Source organism: Streptomyces calidiresistens, from assembly GCF_014141525.1.
GTDB lineage: Bacteria > Actinomycetota > Actinomycetes > Streptomycetales > Streptomycetaceae > Streptomyces > Streptomyces calidiresistens.
Map to the genome: position 1 here is coordinate 1 of NZ_VKHS01000851.1, position 2200 is coordinate 2200.

The window sequence follows — 2200 nt, forward strand, 5'->3', positions numbered from 1 at the left end:
GTGTGGGAGAGGGATGACAAGGGGGCGTTCCCTCTCCCGGAACGGCCCCGTGTACCCGGCCCCCGTCAGCGCCGGGAGACGCCGAGCGGAGACGGCGAGGACACCGGGGCCGGGCCGGTGCGGGGTCCGGGGCGGCGGCGGGCGGCGTGGGCCCGGGTGCGGAGGGCTCGGATGCGTTGGGTGTGGGCGTCGACCACCTGCTGTGGAGACAGCGGGCTGGGCTCCTGTGTCACGCCGGGGTGGGCGGTGCGCTCGTGCATGCCCCGCTGGACCGGGGCGGGGTCGGCCAGGGCGGTGACGAAGGCCTGCACCAGATGCTCGGGGGCCCGGGCCCCGAACATGGCGTGCCACAACCGGAGTCCCTGGGGCCCGCGGTAGGGGTCGTGGGCGCGCACGTACCAGGCCGTGGTGCTGTCCGCTTCACGGAGCCGTTCGATACGGCACGCGCGGTCGGGGGAGTCGGCCACACCGCGCGTGTCGATGTCCCAGCCCGCGTCCCTCGCCGCTGTCAGGGGGTCCTGCGGTTCGCTGGGCTGGGGAAGAACGAGGGCCTCCGCGACAGCGGCGAGAACCTCGGCGGGGACGAGTTCACCGAATTCGGCGTACCAGCCCGGCTCGGTGTCGGTGGGCTGCGCCCGCAGCCGCCACCAGGCACTGGTGGAGGACCGGGGCTCGAACTGCAGGCTGTGCCGGTGGTCCGGGCTGCTGAGTACGATCTCCGAACCCAGCGGATCGGAGACGGGAGTCCAACCGGCCGCGGCCAGGACGTGGGTGACGCGCCGGTCGTCCCCCGGACCGGCCATATGGCGCGGGGAGGTGTCGAAGGGGACGCGCCACAGATGGGTGTCGGCGAAGGCGGCGAGCTGCCGCTCGGTCACGGGCACCGGCAGCTCTCCCTCGGCTCGCTTCGAACCCGGCGTCGGGTGTTCACCGGCGCCTCCTGACGACCATGTCGCGGGCCCCCGGCTTCACCGAGGGGGCCTGCGCGCCGGTGGGAGGTTCCGCGAGGCGTCGCAGGTCGGGCAGGTGCTCGTCGAGATCCAGGCTTACGTCGTGCAGTTGGTTGCAGGCGCGGCCCAGGGCGAGCGGAACCTCCGGAGGCAGGGCATCGGTGCGGGCGTGGTGACGGATGAAGTACGAGCCGGTGGCGAGCAGTTCGGTCATCCGGCTCAAGGCTCCCCGGTCGCCGTCCAGGACGGTGCCCAGAACGCGGGCGACCCGGTGCGGCGGGGCGTGGGTGAGGTGGTCGTTCAGTCGGCCGAGACGTTGGGCGATGTCCTCGGCGAGGGCGAGCGCGTCGCCGGCGGGGTCGGTCATGGGCCTCCCGGTTTTCGAAGCAGCAGTGGGCGGGACGGTGGGTGGGGTGCGACCGGCCGCGGGGACCGAGGGGTGGTTTATCGCCCCCTGGCGCTCTGGGCTCCACGGCCGACCGGGGCCGGCGCGGGCGCAGGCGGGAGGGTGGAGGGAGGCATCCGGCCCGGAGGGTGCTGCAAGGCCGTGGCGATGCCCAACGCTTCGAGCCGGGTTCCCAGTGCCCGCACGGCGCGGGCCTGCACGGCGGTGTCGTCGCCGCTCAGACGGTGGATGCCGCTCTCCTCGCGGACGAACCCGTGCGCGGCCAGGATGTCGGCGGCTTCCTCGGTGGCGGGGGAAGCTGCGAGGTCGCCGTCGGGCTGCCAGGTCAACACCACCCGGTCCGGTCGGGAGGGGCGGACTCCCGCGGCGTGGTGGCGAACCCGGGCAAGGGCGGTTTCGACGCGGGGCAACAGGTCGCCTGTCACCAGCTCGGCGCTGCGGAACGGGTCGTCGCCCACGGCGATGCCGTCCGGTTCGCGGATCCCCCGGAACGCCTCCGGGGGAAGGTCATCGGGTGCCACGGCGGCGACGAGGAAGCCGTCGTACCCAGGATGGTCGAGGACGGCCAGCCGGGCCCCGTCCCGCCGGGTGAGGACGACCGCCTGGCGCAGCGGATGGCCGGCCAGGGACTCGGCGACGAGATCCAGGTCCCAGACCCGGTTGGTCAGTTCGGCCAGGTCGTCCTTGTCCTCGGGGCGATGGTGCGCGCGGGTCCAGGCCGGACTCCAGCGCGATCCAACCGGCGTGCCGGCCCATCACCTCGACGACCATCACCCGCTGGTGGGACTCGGCGGTGGTCTTCAGACGGTCTATGGCCTCGGTGGCGACCATCGCCGCCGTGTCG

Annotated in this window: 3 protein-coding genes and 1 pseudogene; all 4 read right to left on the bottom strand. The window is 73.8% G+C overall.

Annotated features, from left to right (window positions below; genetic code table 11):
• Window positions 1-65 precede the first annotated feature (65 nt).
• Window positions 66-884 (bottom strand): SPDY domain-containing protein, encoded by an 819-nt coding sequence (locus tag FOE67_RS23415; RefSeq protein WP_182666828.1) that lies wholly within the window; start codon window positions 882-884, stop codon window positions 66-68.
• A 43-nt stretch (window positions 885-927) separates the two neighbouring features.
• Window positions 928-1317: a hypothetical protein gene (locus tag FOE67_RS23420; protein ID WP_182666829.1), complete on the bottom strand. Its 390-nt coding sequence runs from the start codon at window positions 1315-1317 to the stop codon at window positions 928-930.
• Between the two features lie 77 nt (window positions 1318-1394).
• The gene (locus FOE67_RS23425) at window positions 1395-1877 is read right to left on the bottom strand and encodes a hypothetical protein (RefSeq protein WP_182666830.1); all 483 of its coding nucleotides are present in this window, start codon (window positions 1875-1877) and stop codon (window positions 1395-1397) included.
• 193 nt (window positions 1878-2070) lie between these two features.
• Window positions 2071-2200: pseudogene (locus FOE67_RS23430) on the bottom strand (6-phosphofructokinase); the annotation flags it as partial.